Annotated in this window: 17 protein-coding genes and 3 tRNA genes; 8 read left to right on the plus strand and 12 right to left on the minus strand. The window is 71.8% G+C overall.

From position 1 onward, the window contains the following. Positions 1 to 7 precede the first annotated feature (7 nt). The 4 genes from ACZ466_RS05855 (at position 8) to ACZ466_RS05870 (ending at position 4,456) form a co-directional block, all read left to right on the plus strand. Positions 8 to 1,021, plus strand: coding sequence for a carbohydrate ABC transporter permease (locus ACZ466_RS05855; RefSeq protein ID WP_378284219.1), 1,014 nt, complete (start codon positions 8 to 10; stop codon positions 1,019 to 1,021). After that, a complete protein-coding gene (locus tag ACZ466_RS05860) occupies positions 1,018 to 1,836 on the plus strand; it encodes a carbohydrate ABC transporter permease (RefSeq protein WP_378284220.1) in 819 nt (272 codons plus the stop codon). Before ACZ466_RS05855 ends, ACZ466_RS05860 begins: the two co-directional genes overlap by 4 nt. A gap of 139 nt (positions 1,837 to 1,975) precedes the next feature. Continuing rightward, positions 1,976 to 3,568: an alkaline phosphatase D family protein gene (locus tag ACZ466_RS05865; RefSeq protein WP_378284221.1), complete on the plus strand. Its 1,593-nt coding sequence runs from the start codon at positions 1,976 to 1,978 to the stop codon at positions 3,566 to 3,568. 3 nt (positions 3,569 to 3,571) lie between these two features. Next, a complete protein-coding gene (locus ACZ466_RS05870; protein ID WP_378284222.1) occupies positions 3,572 to 4,456 on the plus strand; it encodes a polysaccharide lyase family protein in 885 nt (294 codons plus the stop codon). Between the two features lie 65 nt (positions 4,457 to 4,521). On the opposite strand, the gene ACZ466_RS05875 is transcribed toward ACZ466_RS05870, so the two are convergent. The 4 genes from ACZ466_RS05875 to ACZ466_RS05890 all read right to left on the minus strand — a co-directional run bounded on the left by ACZ466_RS05875 (position 4,522) and on the right by ACZ466_RS05890 (position 9,103). Beyond that, positions 4,522 to 4,971, minus strand: coding sequence for a DUF5990 family protein (locus ACZ466_RS05875; protein ID WP_378284223.1), 450 nt, complete (start codon positions 4,969 to 4,971; stop codon positions 4,522 to 4,524). Positions 4,972 to 5,007: 36 nt separating this feature from the next. Continuing rightward, positions 5,008 to 6,843: a glycoside hydrolase family 3 protein gene (locus ACZ466_RS05880; protein WP_378284224.1), complete on the minus strand. Its 1,836-nt coding sequence runs from the start codon at positions 6,841 to 6,843 to the stop codon at positions 5,008 to 5,010. A 231-nt stretch (positions 6,844 to 7,074) separates the two neighbouring features. After that, the gene (locus tag ACZ466_RS05885) at positions 7,075 to 8,334 is read right to left on the minus strand and encodes a PRC and DUF2382 domain-containing protein (RefSeq protein WP_378284225.1); all 1,260 of its coding nucleotides are present in this window, start codon (positions 8,332 to 8,334) and stop codon (positions 7,075 to 7,077) included. 364 nt (positions 8,335 to 8,698) lie between these two features. Then, positions 8,699 to 9,103: a hypothetical protein gene (locus ACZ466_RS05890; RefSeq protein ID WP_378284226.1), complete on the minus strand. Its 405-nt coding sequence runs from the start codon at positions 9,101 to 9,103 to the stop codon at positions 8,699 to 8,701. Between the two features lie 171 nt (positions 9,104 to 9,274). On the opposite strand from ACZ466_RS05890, the gene ACZ466_RS05895 reads away from it, so the two are divergent. Beyond that, positions 9,275 to 9,550, plus strand: a complete 276-nt coding sequence (locus ACZ466_RS05895; RefSeq protein WP_378284227.1) for a hypothetical protein — start codon at positions 9,275 to 9,277, stop codon at positions 9,548 to 9,550. On the opposite strand, the gene ACZ466_RS05900 is transcribed toward ACZ466_RS05895, so the two are convergent. From ACZ466_RS05900 to ACZ466_RS05915, 4 genes are all read right to left on the minus strand, one after another. Next, a tRNA-Arg gene (locus tag ACZ466_RS05900) sits at positions 9,551 to 9,626 on the minus strand. A gap of 15 nt (positions 9,627 to 9,641) precedes the next feature. Further along, positions 9,642 to 9,714 (minus strand) — tRNA-Met (locus ACZ466_RS05905). Positions 9,715 to 9,718: 4 nt separating this feature from the next. Next, a tRNA-Ser gene (locus ACZ466_RS05910) sits at positions 9,719 to 9,804 on the minus strand. Positions 9,805 to 10,012: 208 nt separating this feature from the next. Next, positions 10,013 to 10,837: an oxidoreductase gene (locus ACZ466_RS05915; RefSeq protein WP_378284228.1), complete on the minus strand. Its 825-nt coding sequence runs from the start codon at positions 10,835 to 10,837 to the stop codon at positions 10,013 to 10,015. A gap of 104 nt (positions 10,838 to 10,941) precedes the next feature. On the opposite strand from ACZ466_RS05915, the gene ACZ466_RS05920 reads away from it, so the two are divergent. Next, positions 10,942 to 11,808 (plus strand): LysR family transcriptional regulator, encoded by an 867-nt coding sequence (locus ACZ466_RS05920; RefSeq protein ID WP_378284229.1) that lies wholly within the window; start codon positions 10,942 to 10,944, stop codon positions 11,806 to 11,808. Here the strand turns inward: ACZ466_RS05920 and ACZ466_RS05925 are convergent. The 3 genes from ACZ466_RS05925 to ACZ466_RS05935 all read right to left on the minus strand — a co-directional run bounded on the left by ACZ466_RS05925 (position 11,805) and on the right by ACZ466_RS05935 (position 13,325). Continuing rightward, complete coding sequence (locus ACZ466_RS05925; RefSeq protein WP_378284230.1) at positions 11,805 to 12,011, minus strand: sigma factor-like helix-turn-helix DNA-binding protein; 207 nt, start codon at positions 12,009 to 12,011, stop codon at positions 11,805 to 11,807. The two genes, ACZ466_RS05920 and ACZ466_RS05925, sit on opposite strands and share 4 nt — an antisense overlap. A gap of 157 nt (positions 12,012 to 12,168) precedes the next feature. Further along, positions 12,169 to 12,918, minus strand: coding sequence for a hypothetical protein (locus ACZ466_RS05930; protein ID WP_378284231.1), 750 nt, complete (start codon positions 12,916 to 12,918; stop codon positions 12,169 to 12,171). Then, a complete protein-coding gene (locus tag ACZ466_RS05935; RefSeq protein ID WP_378284232.1) occupies positions 12,915 to 13,325 on the minus strand; it encodes a nuclear transport factor 2 family protein in 411 nt (136 codons plus the stop codon). The genes ACZ466_RS05930 and ACZ466_RS05935 overlap by 4 nt, the downstream gene beginning before the upstream one ends. 93 nt (positions 13,326 to 13,418) lie before the next feature. Here ACZ466_RS05935 and ACZ466_RS05940 point away from each other — a divergent pair, with 93 nt between their 5' ends. Beyond that, a complete protein-coding gene (locus ACZ466_RS05940) occupies positions 13,419 to 14,207 on the plus strand; it encodes an SAM-dependent methyltransferase (RefSeq protein ID WP_378284233.1) in 789 nt (262 codons plus the stop codon). Here the strand turns inward: ACZ466_RS05940 and ACZ466_RS05945 are convergent. Further along, on the minus strand, positions 14,177 to 14,746 hold the full coding sequence (locus ACZ466_RS05945; RefSeq protein ID WP_378284234.1) for an NUDIX domain-containing protein: 570 nt from the start codon (positions 14,744 to 14,746) through the stop codon (positions 14,177 to 14,179). The genes ACZ466_RS05940 and ACZ466_RS05945 overlap by 31 nt on opposite strands. 193 nt (positions 14,747 to 14,939) lie before the next feature. Between ACZ466_RS05945 and ACZ466_RS05950 the strand changes: the two genes are divergently transcribed. After that, positions 14,940 to 16,592, plus strand: coding sequence for an AMP-binding protein (locus ACZ466_RS05950; protein WP_378284235.1), 1,653 nt, complete (start codon positions 14,940 to 14,942; stop codon positions 16,590 to 16,592). The last annotated feature ends 32 nt before the right edge of the window (positions 16,593 to 16,624 follow it).

Here is a 16,624-nt window from a genome sequence, read left to right on the forward strand (position 1 = left end):
CGCGGCGATGAGGAACCCGACCACCGACGCCGGCCGCGATCCGGCCGCGCCGTCGGTCACGTCCCCGGCCGGGAGCGCTTCCCCAGGCCACGAGGGCCCCGGCCGGGGACGGCCCGCCCGCGGCGATCACGGGCGGCGCGGCGGAGGGCAGGGGCGGCTGGCGGCGGCCCTGCTGTCCCCGGCCTTCGCCGTGCTGGGCGTGGTGATCGCCTTCCCGATCGTCGCGGCGGTGTGGGACTCGCTGCACCGCACCAGCGAGGAGGTGGACGCCGACGGCATGGTCGTGGAGGCCGAGCGGTTCAGCGGCCTGGCCAACTACACCTCGCTGATCGGGAACGACCGGTTCACCACCGCGCTGTGGAACACCACGTTCTTCACCGTCACCACGGTCGCGATCGAGACCGTCATCGGGCTGGCGATGGCGCTGCTGATGCACCGGGCGTTCCGCGGCCGGGCGATCTTCCGGGCCAGCGTGCTGGTGCCGTGGGCGATCCCCACCGCGATCTCCGCGCTGCTGTGGCGGTGGATCTTCTCCGCGGACGGGGTGGCCAACGCGGTCCTCGGCCGGGAGATCCTGTGGACCGCCGACGGGCTGGAGGCCAGGTTCGCGGTGATCATCGCCGACACCTGGAAGACGGCGCCGTTCGTGGCGCTGCTGGTGCTGGCCGGGCTGCAGGTGATCCCGGAGGAGGTGTACGAGGCGGCCCGGGTCGACGGCGCCGGAGCCTGGCAGCGCTTCCGCAACGTCACGCTGCCACTGGTGATGCCGTCGCTGCTGGTCGCGGTGATGTTCCGGATGATGGACTCGCTGCGGATGTTCGACCTGCCGCAGGTCCTCATCGGCACCCGCAAACCGTCGGTGGAGACGCTCTCCCAGCTCGCCTGGGACGAGGCGATGAACCTCCGGTACGGTCCGGCCGCCGCCACCGCGACCGTCCTGTTCCTCTACATCGCCCTGGCCGCGTACGTGTTCGTGCGGCTGCTCGGCGCCGACATCATCGGCAAGGAGGACGAAGGATGATCCGCCGGTGGACCGACCGGCTCTCCCCGGTCCTCATGGCGCTGTTCTGCCTGGCGCCGTTCTACTGGATGGTCGTCTCCAGCCTGCGCCGCACCAACGACATCCTCGACATGTCGGTGCTGCCCAGCCCGTTCTCGCTGGAGAACTACCGGGCCGTGTTCCAGCCCGGCAACGGCTTCGTCCGCGCGCTCGGCAACAGCGTGGTGGTGGCCGGGACCACCACCGTGCTCACCCTGGTCATCGGCACGACCGCGGCGTACGCGCTGGCGCGGCTGCGGTTCCGGTTCAAGCGGCTGGTGCTGGCGATCGTGGTGTCGACCTCGATGTTCCCCGGCAGCCTGCTGATCGTCCCGCTGCTGCGGCTGTTCACCGACATCGGATGGATCAACACCTACCAGGCGATGGTGGTGCCGAACCTGTCGTTCGCGCTGCCGCTGGCGGTGTGGAACCTGACCGCGTTCTTCCGCCGGCTGCCGTTCGAGCTGGAGCAGGCCGCGATGGTGGACGGCTGCACCGCCGGGCAGGCCTTCCGGAAGATCATCCTGCCGCTGGCCGCGCCCGGGGTGTTCACCACCGCGATCATCACCTTCGTGGTGGCGTGGAACGAGTACCTGATCGCGGTCAGCATGGTCAACGACCAGTCGATGAAGACCGCCAACGTCATCGTGGCGCAGTTCACCGGCCAGCACGGCTACGACCAGCCGTTCGGCACCCAGATGGCGGCCGGGGTGATCGTCACCGTGCCGCTGGTGCTGGTCGTCCTGGCCTTCCAGCGCCGCATCGTCGCCGGTCTCACCTCCGGCGGCCTCAAATGACCCCGTGACCTCGTGATCCCTTGATCGCACCGCTGCTGCTCACCGCGGGTTGACCCCCCGGACGGATCCCGTCCACCCACCGTGCCCAAGATTCCTCCAGTCGCCCCCTTGCGGGGCCCTATCCCTCTGGAGTACGTGCATGAGATCCCCCCTGCCCGCCCCCAGGCGCCGGACGTTCCTGGCCATGACCGGCGTCGGCGCCGCCGCGTTCGCGGTCGGCACCGGCCACGCCGCGGCCGATGAGACGGTCGGCGGCAAGGTGCCCGCCGACCCGTTCGGGCTGGGCGTCGCGTCCGGCGACCCGCTGCCCGACGGCGTCGTGCTGTGGACGCGGCTGGCGCCGGCCCCGCTGGCCCCCGACGGGCACGGCGGGATGCCGCCGCGCCCGTACACGGTCCGGTACGAGGTCGCCGAGGACGAGGCGTTCACCCGCGTGGTCAAGCGCGGCCAGGTCGTGGCGACGCCTGAGCTGGCCCACTCCGTCCACGCCGAGGTGCACGGCCTGCGTCCCGGCCGGGAGTACTTCTACCGGTTCCGCGCGGGTTCGGAGCTGAGCCCGGTCGGCCGTACGAAGACGGCGCCCGCCCCCGGGGCGATGCCGTCCGCGCTGCGTTTCGCCACCGCGTCCTGTGCCGCCTGGTACCACGGGCACTTCACGGCGTACCAGCACATGGCCCAGGAGCAGGACCTCGACCTCGTCCTGTTCCTGGGCGACTACATCTACGAGTACGGCATCACCCAGACCAACATGTGGCGCCAGGGCGTGCCCCTGCCCGGCCCGGAGCACGCGGTCGAGATCCAGACGCTCGAGCAGTACCGCCTCCGGTACTCCCTGTTCAAGACCGACCCCCATTTGCAGGCCGCGCACGCCAACGCGCCCTGGCTGTTCACCACCGACGACCACGAGGTGCAGAACAACTACGCGGACGAGTGGTCGGAGACCGGGATCCCGCCCGCCGACTTCCTGCGCCGCCGGGCCGTGGCGTACCGCGCCTTCTACGAGAACCTGCCGCTGCGCAGCGTGATGCGCCCGGACGGCCCCGACCTGGACCTCTACCGGCGCTACCACTGGGGCCGCCTGGCCCAGATCGACATGCTCGACAACCGGCAGTACCGCGACGTCTACCCGGCCGGTCTGGTCATCGACAACTCCCCGGAGCGGCACGACCCGCGCCGCACGATCCTCGGCGCCCGCCAGGAGAAGTGGCTGTACGACGGTCTCCGCCGCTCCGACGCGACCTGGAACCTGCTCGGCACCGGCGTCGTCATGGCCCAGATCGACCGCGACACCGGCGCCGGCGAGCTCTACAGCAACGACATGTGGGACGGCTTCCCGGCCAACCGGAACCGGCTGTGGGACGCGTTCGCCCAGCACAAGATCGCCAACCCGGTGGCGCTGTCCGGCGACATCCACCGCCATGTCGCCGCCGAGCTGAAGGCCGACTGGAAGGACCCCGGCTCGCGCACGATCGGCACCGAGCTGGTCACCGGGTCGATCGGCTCCGACGGCGACGGCGGCGAGACCGACGGGACCGGCCCGATCTGGCTGGGCAACCCGCACGTCAAGCTCTACAACGCCCGCCGCGGCTACGTCAGCGCCACCCTCACGCCGGGGCGGCTCACCTCCGAGTTCAAGACCGTCGACTACGTCCGGCAGCCCGGCGCCCCGGTCCGCACCGCGGCGCGCTTCGTCACCGAGGCCGGACGGCCCGGCCTGAACCGAGAGGTGTGACCGATGACCAACACCGCAGTCAGCCGCCGTTCCGCCCTCGGCCTGGGCGCGGCGGCGCGCGGGCCGCGTCCCGTCGAGCGGCTGCGCGGCGCCGGCGAGATCGGCCGCGTCCGGCTGAGCTGGAAGGGCGAGGCGTACGAGCCGCTCGTCGACCACTACGCCGTCTACGGGTCGCGGTCGCGCGGCTTCGAGATCGGCCCGGCGACGCTCCTCGGCAAGACCGTGTACACCTACTTCCTGCACGACCGCATGGGCGGGCGCCGCCAGGACTGGTACTACCGCGTCGTCACCGTGGACGCCGCCGGAAACCGCAGCCGCCCCACGGCGGAGCTAGCCGCCCACAGCGCCGAGTCGGTCACCGTGTCCGGCAAGCCCGTGGCCACGGTGGGGAGCTTCGACCACAAGACCCTTGAACTCGCCCTGGCCCCGGCCGGCTACGCCCAATACCGGACGCGCTTCCCCAACGGGGTCGACTACACCTACGGCACGAGCTCTCCGGGGACGGACTGGTCCTACATCCAGCCGGGCCCGTCCGACTCCTGGGCGGGCAACAAGGCGAGCCGCACGACGTTCCGGTTCCCGTTGGAGAGCGTCCCCACCGCCGAAACGTGGCTGGCCATCTGGCTCGTGGACACCCACGCCTCCATCCCGGGCACGATCCAGCTCGCCCTCAACGGCACCCCCGTACGCGAGGTGAAGCTGGAGAACGGAGGCACGCGCGGCTCGCTGGAGGGCGACGCCACCCTTCCCAGCACTCCGCTCAAGCCGTCCTATGTCGAACTGGCCCTGCCTCTGTCCGCGCTCAAGGCAGGCGAGAACGTCCTGACCATCGACAAGCAGATCGGCTCCTGGCACGCCTTCGACGCACTGGGCGTCTTCACACCATGAACGAATGAGGCAAGGGGTGGCCGGGCTTACCCAGGCCACCCCTTGCTTCGTCCAGTACGACGCGGTCAGTCGGCACGGGCGGACCAGGTGATCAGCGGTGGACGGACGGCCGCGCACAGCGGCCCGCCGCGGGAGTCGGTGAGCCGGAGCCTCGCCACCAGGAGCCCCGAGCGCACCGCGGCGTCCAGGACGTCGGCCCCGATGCCGTCGAACATCAGCTTCGCCCGCCGGAACATGGCGAACGCGCCGCGCTCGTCCAGCGTCCCCCAGGACAGGTAGACGAACCGGCCGCCGGGACGCCCCTCCACGTACGGGCCGGTGATGTCCCGGCCCTTGAGCGTGCACTCCAGCGTCCACACCGCGGCGGGCGCGTCGCCCGGGTGGAGGTCCAGCAGCTCGCCGGGACGGCCGCGCCGCTGGACCCCCACATGGACGCCGGAGTGGACGGGGTGATCGTCGCCCGGGCCGAACGTGCGGCCCGGGAGGTCCGTGGCCTCGATCCGGATCTGCGTCATCCCGCCATCATCCCCGGCCGGGCGCGTGGCCGGTGCTCAGCGGCGGTAGGTCAGGCCGTAGCCGAACGGGAACAGCGGCGCCTTGCCGTCACCGCGGTTGATCGGCTGCTGGCCGGCGCTCTTCATCCAGGACACCGGGAGCTTGCCGGTGGGGCGGGTGACGCCGAACAGCACGTCCGCGACGCCGCGTCCCTCGGTGCCCGGCAGCCACGACGCCAGCAGCGCGTTCCACCGCGGCAGCTGCTCCGCCACGTCCAGCGGGCGGCCCGAGACCAGCACCACGACCACCGGCACGCCGGAGGCGCGCAGCCGCTCGATCGTCTGCAGGTCCTCGTCGTCCAGCCCCATCGCGCCAGGCCGGTCGCCCATGAACTCGGCGTACGGCTTCTCGCCGACCACCGCGACCGCGGCCTTGTACGACCCGTCGATCCCGCTGCCGTCCTTGCTGTAGGTGACCGTGCTGGACCGGCCCGCGGTCTGCCTGATCCCCTCCAGGATCGTGGTGCCCGGCGTGATCGGCCCGGACGAGCCCTGCCAGGTGATCGTCCAGCCACCGGACTGGTTGCCGATGTCGTCGGCGTTCTTGCCGGCCACGAAGATCCTGTTGCCGTTGCGGGCCAGCGGGAGCACGTCCCGGTCGTTCTTGAGCAGCACCTGGGAGCGGGCCACCGCCTGCCGCGCCAGCGCCCGGTGCTCGGCGCTCCCGACGGTCCCGAGGTAGCGGCGGTCGGTCAGCGGACGCTCGAACAGGCCCAGCTCGACCTTCTTGGTGAGGATCCGCCGGTTGGCGTCGTCGATCCGCGACAGCGGCACCCGGCCCGCCTCGACCTCGGCCCTGAGCGTCTCGATGAACCTCTTCCACTCGCTCGGCACCATCACCATGTCGATGCCCGCGTTGATCGCGGTGCGGACCTCGGCGGGGGTGAAGCCGGGCTGCCCGTCGATCTGGTCGATCCCGTTGTAGTCGGAGATCACGAAGCCGGAGAAGCGCAGCTCCCGCTTCAGCAAGCCGTTGATCAGGTACTCGTGCCCGTGCGCCTTGACGCCGTTCCACGAGCTGTAGGTGATCATCACCGAGCCGACGCCGCGGCGCAGCGCGGCCTGGAACGGCGGCAGGTGGACCCTGCGCAGCTCGGCCTTGGACACCTCGGTGTTCCCCTGGTCGGTGCCGCCGGTCGTGCCGCCGTCGCCGACGTAGTGCTTGGCGGTGGCCAGGACCGAGGCCGGGCCGCCGAGCCGCGGGCCCTGCAGCCCGGTCACGATGGACGACATCGCGGCGGGCAGCTCGGGCACCTCGCCGAACGACTCGTACGTGCGGCCCCACCGGTCGTCGCGGGCCACGCACAGGCAGGGCGCGAAGTTCCAGTCGACGCCGGTGCCGGACACCTCCTCGGCGGTCGCGGCGCCGATCCTGCGGACCAGCTCGGGGTCGCGGGTGGCGCCGAGCCCGATGTTGTGCGGGAAGATCGTCGCGCCGACCACGTTGTTGTGGCCGTGCACGGCGTCCACGCCGTAGATGAGCGGCACGCGCCGCGGCGTCGCGAGCGCGGCCCGCTGGAAGCCGTCGTACATGTCCGCCCACGACTCGGGGGTGTTCGGCGTGGGCACCGAGCCGCCGCCCGACAGCAGCGACCCGAGCCGGTAGCGGGTGATGTCGTCGGCGGTGACGTTCTGCCGTTCCGGCTGCGTCATCTGTCCGATCTTCTCGTCCAGCGTCATCCGGGACAGCAGGCTCTCGACGCGGTCCTTCACCGGGCGTCCGGCGTCGAGGTGGGCGGGGACCGCCTCCGCCGCGGCGCCGCCCGCGGCGGCGGGCAGCATGAGCGCGGTGAGCAGGCCGAGTACGAGGGACCGGGGTGGGCTGCGGTGCATCGTCGCCTCCGCTCAGGGCATGTCGGCAGATTTGTGTTCTGCCCCAACAAAAAGCAACGTAAGTCGTGCACGGCGGCGCGACAATACCCGTGAGCGTCCTGCGTCCCGCGGTTCCGCGTGGCCGCGCCGCCCCGGAGCGTGACGGCGGCCACGTGGGAACGATGCACCGGCGGGCACGCGAAGGCCCCGGCCGGATCGGGCCGGGGCCTCGCTGTTCGCCGCCGCTCGCCGCTACCGGCGCTCGTGGCGGCCGCCACCGCTGGGCGGACGCATCTCGCGGTCCATCTCGCGGCCCATGTCACGGCCGGTCTCGCGCCCGCCCGACTCGCGTTCGCCCAGGTCGGCACGGCCGGACATGTCCCGATCGCCCATCACATGGCCGTCCATCCCACGGCCGGCCGTCCCGCCGGGAGCCGGCTCGCTCCAGCCCTCGGCCGTCCCCTCGCCGTCGTCGTGCGCGATGTCGATGCGCTCCTTGCGGATCTCGTCCCGGACGGTCTGCTCGCCCGCGATCCGCTCGGCGCGCACCCGGATGCGCTCGACCGGGATGGTCTCCTTGGTGACCACCGGGCGCTCCTCGTGCAGGATGATCTCCCGCTCCTCCGCGTCGCCGATGCGGAACCGGCCGATCCCGGCCTCCGCCTCCTCGTCGGCGATCGGCTCGCGCTCGATCCGCAACTCCTCGCGGTAGACGGCGACGGTCCGCTCGATCTGCTCGATCTCGATCCGCTTGCGCAGCCGGACCCGCTCGGCCATGCGCCGCTCGGTGCCCACCCGCAGCCGCTCCTCCGACAGGGTCAGTTCGATCATGCCGTCGTCGCCGGGGGCGCCGCGCGCGGTGGCGCGCTCCCCGGCCACCCGGCCGTGGGCGGTGCGCATCTGCTCGGTCTTCGACATCGGCTGCTCGGCCCTGGCCCTGGGCTGCTCGGCCCGGGGCGCCGGCTCGGCCCGGGGCGCGGGCGCGGGCTCCGCTCGGGGCGCGGGCTCGGCCGCGGGCCTCCTGCCGCCCTCGCTCCAGTCCTGGGGCGCCTCCTCCCGCAGCGGCTGCTCCGCCTCGGCCCGGTCGCGCATCCCGGCCGCCGCCTGCTCCTGCGCCCTCGCCTGCTCCTGCGCCTGCGCCTGGGTACGGCCCTCGCGCGCGGTCCCCACCTGGTCCGGGACGGCCTTGCGCCCGGTCGGGGCGCGGAGCCCGTAGTAGCGGTAGAGATCGGCGACCTGCTCGCGGGACAGGTGCTGGTCGGCGTCCACGGCCGGGGCGTGCTTGACCTTGTCCTTGTCATAGGGCACCTGGAGGGCGTCACCGGTCAGATGGGCGTCGGCCAGCGGCACGAAGCTCTCCCGCGTGCCGAACCAGCCGGTGTGCACTCTGACCCATTCCGGTTCTCCGGAAACGTCGTTCAGATAAACCTGTTTGATCGTCCCGACCTTGTGACCGGAACCGTCGGTCACGTCGCAGTCCATCAGGTCCTTGATATTCGTCTGCGTCTGCACGCGAAAACACCCCTGTTCCACTGACGTCCCTGTGGGCGGGCGGCCCCGTCCGCGCCCGGGCGGACGTGCTCTCGGCAGGGCCGAATCCGGCGCCGTGCGCGACGGGATCAAGGGTTCCCCCGGCCGGACCCGCGGACCTGCACCGCGGCGACACCCCCACTGAGCAGGGCTTCCCCGTACCCGCTCTCCGATTCCGGAGTTGTCTGACTACTACCTGTGTTTCCGTTCTCGACCAGCGTAAACGCAGTGATCGAACCAGCCCACGGCCGTCTCTTCCGGGGCTGTATCCCGATTTTCTGAAAAACCGGAAAAGGGACGGTCACGGCACGCACCACGGGGAAATCTCCGAATGCGGGAAACGCGTTCAGGTACGGACGGAACGCCGGGTCACTTCTTCGGCGAGGCGTCCGAGGGACTCTTCGAGAAGCCGCTGGGTCTCGGCGCGCACCCGTTTGGAGCCGGTGTTCTGCGGCTGGTCGCCGAGGAAGGACAGATGGGCGAGGACGCTGCTCCTGCCGTCCGCCCGGTCCAGCACCTGCAGCCAGCCCGTGTAGTCGGGCCGCGCCAGGATTCCCCACTCCAGGCGGAGCTGGTCCGGGACGCGCCGCAGCAGGACCCTGTCCCTGCCCCGCACCTCGACCAGGTCGTCGGCCAGCGGCCGCAGGACGACGTCCTCGGGGATCCAGTGCCGCATCGCCCACACATCGGCGGCGACCTGGAAGACGGTACGGCTGTCGGCGGGCATGGGCCGCTCCGCTTCGTACTCCATGTCAGCCTCCCCCACCAGGCGGTCTTGGAGTGACCGGTGAACCCGGTCACTCCACACCCTGCCCACGCGAACCGGACATACACGCGGCTCCGTCTCCCCCGCCGCCGCACCCCGATTTCCGGGAATTGCCCGCCGCACATTCATTCGCCTTTGCCGGCGGAACATCACGGCGTGAAACGCATGGGCTTCGACATCTCCATCATCTGCCGCGCGCTTCTCGACACGCAGATCACGATGAACGTCGAGCAGGCCGCCCCCGGCGCCGGGGGAACCGAGGAACGCCCCTTCACCTGTACCGAGATCAACACCCAGTTCGTCCAGACCTTCCGCTTCGCGGACGACCGCTGGGCCAACGGGACGGCATCCGCGCAGGCGACGCTGACCGAGGCGCAGGGAACCGTCTTCCACACCTTCAGCAGGCAGATCACCGTACGTCCGAGCTGGTGATGGCGTCTCCGGCAGGACTCGAACCTGCGGCCTTCGGGTCCGCAACCCGACGCGCTCTCCACTGCGCCACGGAGACCAGAACTTTCCTGCGTAGCGGGTGTGGGAATCGAACCCACCTGCAGCGGTTTATGAGGCCGCCGAACGCACCAGCGTTCCTACCCGCCCGGGCGGAGGGTGCGAGATTCGAACTCGCCCAGAGTCGCCCCTGACGACGGCTTAGCAAGCCGCTGCCTTACCAGCTCGGCCAACCCTCCCGGGAAAAACAGAACCGCCCTCGCGGACCCGGTCCACGAGGGCGGCGCACGTGCTGGTCACGTCCGATGGCGCCCTGGACCGAAAAGGCTCCGGCTGCTGTCGCTGCGCATTCGGCGTCGCATCCTTCCGCACCCCTTCCGGTCCCGGCTCGTTTCGTTCGACTTTCACTGTGCCGGATCTGCTCCGGGCACGCAACGCCTTTTCCCGTCAGAAGTCGGTGCCGCGTGCGACGTCCTCCCAGGCGGCGAATTCGGCGCGGGCCCCTTCGAGGCTCGCGGCGACCGCGTCGGCGGCGTCGTTGCCCAGCGGCAGCCGCAGCGGCGTCTCCGCGGCGTCCAGGGCCCGGATGATCGCCGCGGCCGCCTTGGCCGGGTCGCCCGGCTGCTTGCCGTCACTACCGGGCAGGTCGCTGCGCAGCGGGCCGACCGACGCCTCGTACTCCGGCAGCGCGGCCGACTGCAGCAGCGCCCGCTCGCCCGCGAACGCGGTCCGGAACGCGCCCGGCTCCACCACCAGCACCTTGATCCCGAACGGGGCGACCTCCGCGGCCAGCGCCTCCGACAGCCCTTCGAGCGCGAACTTGGTGGCCGAGTACCCGCCGACCCCCGCGAAGGAGAAGCGGCCGCCCATGCTGGACATCTGCACCACCGCGCCCGACCCCTGCCTGCGCATGTGCGGCAGCACGGCGCGCGTCAGCGCCGCCGGCCCGAAGAAGTGCAGGTCCATCAGATCCCGCAACTCCCGGTCTCCGGTCTCCTCGACCGCGCCCACCAGACCGCGGCCGGCGTTGTTGACCAGCACGTCGATCCTGCCGTGCCACAGCACCGCCTCGGCGACGACGGCCGAGATCCGCGCCTGGTCGGTCACGTCCAGCCGGACGGCGTTCACCCGGCCCGGATACGCGGCGACCAGATCATCCAGCGCCTCGGGCCGCCGAGCGGCCGCCACCACCGTGTCCCCGGCCTCCAACGCCGCCTCCGCGATCGCCCTGCCGAACCCCGACGACGCCCCCGTGATCAGCCAGACCTTCATAGCCCTTCCTCCCTGCTCGACTCTCTCCATTCATCGCACCGCCGAACCCGGCACGTCCAAGACAGAAGATCACTAACTCCATAAAGGGCGCTTATGATCGCAGCATGGAGCTCCGCCGGCTGCGCTATCTCGTGGCGATCGCGGACGAGGGCAACATCGGCCGGGCCGCGCAGAAGCTCTACGTGAGCCAGCCGGCCCTCTCCTACGCGCTGAAGAACCTGGAGGCAGAGCTCGGCGTCCGCCTGTTCGACCGGCACGCGGGCGGCGTCACACCCACCCCCGCCGGACGCGACGTCCTGGCCGAGGCCAGGAAGGCCCTCGTCCAGGCCGACCGCGTCACCGCCGCCGCCGAGCGGCACCGCAGGGGCCGCACGCTGCGGGTCGGGTTCGAGGCCAGCGGCGCCGGGGAACTCACCACCAAGGCCCGCGCCGAGTTCACCCGCCGCAACCCCGGCGTCCGCATGGAGCCCAAACGCTTCGACTGGAGCGGCGAGGTGGCCGCGCTCCGCGAGGGCCGCGTGGACATCGCCTTCGTTTGGCTCCCCGCGGACCTCACAGGACTGCACGCCGAGGTCGTCCACACCGAACCCAGAGTCGTGGGCCTCCCCGCACACCACCCACTCGCAACCCGAAAGGGGCTCTCCATCATGGACGTCAAGGACGAGCCCCTCCTGTGGACCGAGCAGGCCCCTCGCGCATGGGTGGACTGGTGGGCGGTCAACCCCCGCCCTGACGGCTCCGCCCCCTGCTGGGGCCCGACCAACGACAACGTCGAAGAGATGCTGGAACAGGTGGCGGAGGGCACGGCGATCTGCTTCGCCCCGTTCAGCATGTCCCTGTACTACTCGCGGCCCGACCTGGCCTGGGTGCCGCTGACCGACGTAGAGCCCCTGCAGGTCGCCCTGGCCTGGGCCAAGGACGGCGACCCGCTCGTACGCGGCTTCGCCGACACCGTCCGCGACCTGGCCTAGCCGGTGCCGTACCGCCCCGGCTCAGGAGTGTCGAGCGCCACCCGGAGGGCGCGCAGGGCGTGGTAGACGCGCGTCTTCACCACGTCCACCGGAATCCCCAGCGAAACAGCGGCCTCGTTGACCGACCGCTCGCGGAAGACGGTCTCGTTGAGGATCTCCCGGTGAGCGGACGGCAACGCCTGGAAGGCCCGAACAACGCTCACCGGACGAACCCGCTCCCCCGGCCTGGCGGGAAGGTACATGTCCGTGTTCTTGCCGGATCGCAGTGCCACGCCCCGAACTTCGCACCCCAAGCCCCCCCAAGAACACCCGCTTATGCCGTGCTTAAGGAAGCGTTGAGAGACAGGCCACAGGGCGGGGTTACGGGGTGGGGAGGTTGAAGGGGCCGTGGCCCAGGGTGTTGAGTTTTTGCTCGAAGGCGGTGGCTCCGGCGGCGCGGAGGTTGTTCTCGATCGCCTCGGTGGCGTGTTCTCGCTGGGCCCCTGGGCCGCCGTCGCGGGGGTAGGCGTAGTGGACGCGGTCGCTCAGGCCGCCGGCCGCGTGGACGAAGCAGAGGCTCTTGCCGGTGCGGAGGTCGGCTATGTGGGCCTCGACGCCCAGGGTGTCGTCCCAGGGGCCGTTCTGCTCGAAGCCTTCGGAGTGGTTCGTCCAGACCGCGACCACGTAGCGCACCTTCGCCATCGTCTCGACCGAGCGGGTGTACGCGTCGTCGGCCCGCTGTTTGTCGGCGTCGGTCGGCCGGTAGCCGGGGGTCGCGGCGGCGACGTAGTGGGCGAGGTCGGTGGTGGTGACCGACCACTTGCCGGCGGGGGCGGAGGGGTTCTTCAGCTGGTCGTAGGTCACCAGGCCCGTGTTGGTGCCGGTCAGGTCGTCATGGTCGTACTTGAACGGCTCCGGCGGGACGCCGTCGCAGTGGGTGGCGGGGATGCGGCGGGGCGGTGGCGGCGGGGGCTTGATCACTGCGGCGAGGCGGGCGAGCTGCCCGCGGATGGCGGTGAACTCGGCGGCGTGGCGCATCACGACGTCGTGCCGGGTGTCCCGGGTGAGGTAGAAGAACGCGCCCGCGCCGACGGCCAGCGCGAGGAGCGCGATGACGGCCCGTTTGATCACGGCCGGTGGGCCCGGGCTACCGACAGGCTGTCCTCGTAGACGTGGTAGCGGGTGATGAGGCCGCCGGCGACGGTGATGTGGAGGGCGCAGGCGGAGGTGTAGGCGCGGCCCGTGGAGCGGGCGGTCTGGTCGATGGTGGCGAGGACGACGGCGTCCGGGCCGTCCACGAGGATCTGGTGGACGCGGGAGGCGTCCTTCTCGGGGACGTGGTGGGCGCGCAGCTCGCGGAAGTGGGCGGCGGCCTCCTCGGGGGTGGAGCGGGGGCGGATCCAGGGGGTGTCGGGGTGCTCCTCGTCGGGCCAGTCCAGGCGCCAGTCGACGCGCTCGGCGAACAGGTCGGCGACGTCCTCTCCGGCGGCCATGCGGGTCAGGAGGAGCTGGACGGTCTCGCGGGTGTCTGCGGTCATGGGTCCAGGGTGGCGGGTCGCGGGTGGGCGTGGCGATGACGTGGGAGGTAAAGGAACCGGCGACGGGCGGGGGCATGGGGCAGGATGGCGGTTATGAGCGGTGAGCCCGAGCTTCAGACCGAGCGGCCCCACTCGGCCCGCATCTGGAACTACTGGGTGGGCGGGAAGGACCACTACGCCGCCGACCGGGAGGCCGGTGACGCGGTGGCGGAGATCGTACCGGGGATCGCGGAGGCGGCGCGGGCCACGCGGGGGTTCCTGGTGCGGGCCGTGAGCCATCTGGTGGCCGAGGAGGGGATCCGGCAGTTCCTCGACATCGGCACGGGGCTGCCGACCGAGAACAACACCCACGAGGTCGCGCAGCGGCTCGCGCCCGAGTCGAGGATCGTCTACGTCGACAACGACCCGCTGGTGCTGGTGCACGCGCTCGCGCTGCTGACCAGCACGCCGCAGGGCGCCACCGACTACATCGACGCCGACGTGCGCCGCCCGGACGCGATCCTGCAGGCCGCCGCCGGGACGCTGGACTTCGGCGAGCCGGTCGCGCTGATGCTGCTGGGCATCCTCAACCACATCCTGGACGACGCGGAGGCCCGCATGGTGGTCCGCGGCCTGGTGGACGCCCTCCCGCCGGGCAGCTATCTGGCGATCAGCCATCCGACGGCGGACCTGCACGGCGAGGCGATGCACGAGTCGATGCGGCAGGTGATGGAGCGCGGCGGCACGCCCCTGGTGGCCCGGTCGCGGCGGCAGCTGGAGGGGTTCTTCGAGGGGCTGGAGCTGCTGGAGCCCGGGGTCGTGGCGTGCTCGCGCTGGCGTCCCGACGAGCCCGGGGAGCACGCCGAGGTGGCTCAGTTCTGCGGTGTCGCGCGCAAGCCCTGAGCCTCTTCGTGGAGGAGGAGCAGGGTGTAGGCGGCGAGGCTGGAGTCGTCGGTGATGGCGCCGTCGCGGATGTAGCGCTTGAAGTCCTCGCGGGTGACGAAGCGCTGCCGCATGTCCTGCTCTTCGGGTTCCCGGGCGGTCTCGCCCGCTTCCAGGTCGGTGGCCAGGAAGACGTGGAAGCCCTGGGTGCTGGTGCCGTGGGAGCAGTGCAGGTAGCCGAGCGGGGTCATGGTGCCGGCGCGGAACCCGGTCTCCTCGGCCAGCTCGTGCCGGGCCAGGTCCTCGGGGGCGCCGGCGCGGCGGTCGGGGTAGGAGCCCTGGGGGAAGTTCCAAGTGCGGCGCCCGATCGGGTAGCGGTACTCCTCGACCATGTGGAATCCGCCGTTCTCGGCGGGGATCACGAGGGCGAAGTCGCTCTTCTCGACGACGCCGTAGATGCCGCGGGAGCCGTCGGGCCGCTCGATCCGGTCCTCGCGCACCGTCATCCAGCGGTTCTCGTACACCACGCGGGAGGAGACGGTGCGGATCGTCGGTTCCATCGGGCCTCGCTCTCGGTCTGCGCCGCGCCCCTGCGCGGCCCTTCCCATCCGACCACGCGGGACGTGTCGTTCGCGTGGCGGGCGCGACACGCGCAGCTGATTGATGGTTGAATCGGACGGTATGTGGCCCTCGTCACAAAGATCACAGCCGTGGCTGCGGTGGTATCAGCCGGGGGTTCCCGCCGATCTCGAGGTGCCCGGCGTCTCGGTGCCGCGGCTGCTGGACGAGGCGGCCCAGCGCCATCCGCGCCGCCCCGCGCTGCACTTCTTCGGCCGCACGATCGGCTACCGGGCGCTGCGCGAGGCCGCCGACCGGTTCGCCGCGGGGCTGCACCGGCTGGGCGTGCAGCCCGGCGACCGGGTGGCGCTGATCCTGCCGAACTGCCCGCAGCAGGTGATCGCGTTCTTCGGGGTGCTGCGGCGGGGGGCGATCGCCGTCCCGCACAACCCGCTGTCCACCGAGGAGGAGCTGCGCCACCAGCTCGCGGACTGCGGGGCCCGCGTCGCCGTCGTGCTGGATCGTTCCTACCCGGCGGTCCGGGCGATGCGCGGCTCGCTGCCGCTGGAGCACCTCATCGTGACCTCCCTCGTGGACCACCTGCCGTGGAGCAGGCGGCTGGCGCTGCGGCTCCCGCTGGTGCAGGCGCAGCGGCGGCGGGCGCTGCTCACCGCGCCGGTGCCGGACGACCCCGGCGTGGTGCCGTTCGCGGAGCTGCAGCGGCCCTCGCGGCGGCGGCAGGGCGGGCACCGCGTCGATCCGTCCCGGCTGGCCGCGATCTGCTACACCGGCGGGACGGAGGGCCGCCCCATGGGCGTCATGCTCACCCACCGCAACCTGGTCGCCAACGCCTGCCAGCAGCACGCCTGGGACACCGGTGTCCGCGACGGGGCGGAGGTGACGCTGGGTGTCCTGCCGCTGTTCCACTCCTTCGGCCTGACCAGCTCGATGATCGCGCCGGTGATGAAGGCGGGCGCGGTGGTGCTGCTGCCGCGCTTCGACCGCGACCAGCTGGTGAAGGCGCTGCGCCGGTACCGGCCCACCGTGTTCCCGGGCGTGCCGACGCTGTACGACCAGGTGCTCGACAGTCCGCGGCTGCGCCCGTCCGACCTGCGCGGCGTGCGCGTCTTCATCTCCGGCGCGTCCGGGCTCGGGGAGCGGACCGCCGGACGGCTCGGCGCGCTCGGCGGGCACCGGCTGATCCAGTGCTACGGGCTGACCGAGGCGTCCCCCGCCGTGACCGCCAACCCGATCGGGCCGGGCGCCCGCAACGCCACGGTCGGGGTGCCGCTGCCGGGCACCGAAGTGGTGGTCGTCGACCAGGAGCGGCCGACCCGGGTGCTGGGGCCCGGGGAGCCGGGCGAGCTGGTCGTCCGCGGCCCGCAGGTGTTCGCCGGGTACTGGAACGCCCCCCTGGTCACCGCCCAGACGCTGTCCAAGGGCTGGCTGCGCACCGGCGACGTCGGGGTCATGGACCGGGACGGGTTCGTCACGGTGCTGGAGCGGCGCAGCGACCTCATCAAGGTGAGCGGGTTCAGCGTGTTCCCGTCGGAGGTGGAGGAGGTGCTGCGCCGCCATCCCGCCGTCCTCGACTGCGCGGTCACCGGCGAGCCGGACGAGCGGCGCGGCGAACGCGTCGTCGCGCACGTGGTCGAGCACCCCGCCTACCCGTTCTCCGCCGACGAGCTGCGCCGGCACTGCGAGAAGTACCTCACCCGCTACAAGGTGCCGGCCGAGTACCGCCCCCGGCCGGACCTGCCCCGCGACCTGCTCGGCAAGGTCGTCCGCCGCCGGATCCGCGAGGACGCCGCCGCCGCGGCCGCCCCGCGCGCCCGGAGCGGCCTGTAGGCGCGTGAGACGCGGTGCCCCGGCGCGCCGTT

The sequence above is a fragment of the Actinomadura rugatobispora genome (assembly GCF_055379765.1).

Bases quoted from the DNA above. Each gene is read 5' to 3' on its own strand.
- ACZ466_RS05855 (WP_378284219.1), top strand. From the start codon at position 8: ATGAGGAACCCGACCACCGACGCCGGCCGCGATCCGGCCGCGCCGTCG.
- ACZ466_RS05860 (WP_378284220.1), top strand. From the start codon at position 1,018: ATGATCCGCCGGTGGACCGACCGGCTCTCCCCGGTCCTCATGGCGCTG.
- ACZ466_RS05865 (WP_378284221.1), top strand. From the start codon at position 1,976: ATGAGATCCCCCCTGCCCGCCCCCAGGCGCCGGACGTTCCTGGCCATG.
- ACZ466_RS05870 (WP_378284222.1), top strand. From the start codon at position 3,572: ATGACCAACACCGCAGTCAGCCGCCGTTCCGCCCTCGGCCTGGGCGCG.
- ACZ466_RS05875 (WP_378284223.1), bottom strand. From the start codon at position 4,971: ATGACGCAGATCCGGATCGAGGCCACGGACCTCCCGGGCCGCACGTTC.
- ACZ466_RS05880 (WP_378284224.1), bottom strand. From the start codon at position 6,843: ATGCACCGCAGCCCACCCCGGTCCCTCGTACTCGGCCTGCTCACCGCG.
- ACZ466_RS05890 (WP_378284226.1), bottom strand. From the start codon at position 9,103: ATGGAGTACGAAGCGGAGCGGCCCATGCCCGCCGACAGCCGTACCGTC.
- ACZ466_RS05915 (WP_378284228.1), bottom strand. From the start codon at position 10,837: ATGAAGGTCTGGCTGATCACGGGGGCGTCGTCGGGGTTCGGCAGGGCG.
- ACZ466_RS05920 (WP_378284229.1), top strand. From the start codon at position 10,942: ATGGAGCTCCGCCGGCTGCGCTATCTCGTGGCGATCGCGGACGAGGGC.
- ACZ466_RS05935 (WP_378284232.1), bottom strand. From the start codon at position 13,325: ATGACCGCAGACACCCGCGAGACCGTCCAGCTCCTCCTGACCCGCATG.
- ACZ466_RS05940 (WP_378284233.1), top strand. From the start codon at position 13,419: ATGAGCGGTGAGCCCGAGCTTCAGACCGAGCGGCCCCACTCGGCCCGC.
- ACZ466_RS05945 (WP_378284234.1), bottom strand. From the start codon at position 14,746: ATGGAACCGACGATCCGCACCGTCTCCTCCCGCGTGGTGTACGAGAAC.